This is a genomic window from Bacillus sp. SIMBA_008 (assembly GCF_046535495.1).
GTDB classification, from domain to species: domain Bacteria; phylum Bacillota; class Bacilli; order Bacillales; family Bacillaceae; genus Bacillus; species Bacillus subtilis.
The window spans coordinates 1-238 of the sequence record NZ_JAWRWL010001202.1 but is presented as its reverse complement, the minus strand read 5'-3'; the positions used below and the strand labels follow the sequence as shown (position 1 = coordinate 238).

The window sequence follows — 238 nt, the reverse complement described above, 5'->3', positions numbered from 1 at the left end:
CTTCACGACACCAGACGTAGGACGAGCAAGCCCCGTCAGAATCCGAATCGTCGTTGTCTTCCCCGCTCCATTGGCTCCTAAAAAACCGACACATCCAACCTCCCCAACAGAAAACGAAACATCTTTTAACACTTCATGTCGTCCATACGATTTCGTCAGCCCATGACACTCCAACATATTCAAGCGAATCCCCCCTACTAAGATTGTTTACGACCAAAAATGAAATACGCAATAGGAC

At 47.1% G+C, this 238-nt stretch carries 1 protein-coding gene; it reads right to left on the bottom strand.

All coding sequences use genetic code 11. From position 1 onward, the window contains the following. On the bottom strand, window positions 1–183 hold a 183-nt coding region (locus SB658_RS27260; protein ID WP_410603669.1), incomplete at its 3' end, for an ATP-binding cassette domain-containing protein. Between the last annotated feature and the right edge of the window lie 55 nt (window positions 184–238).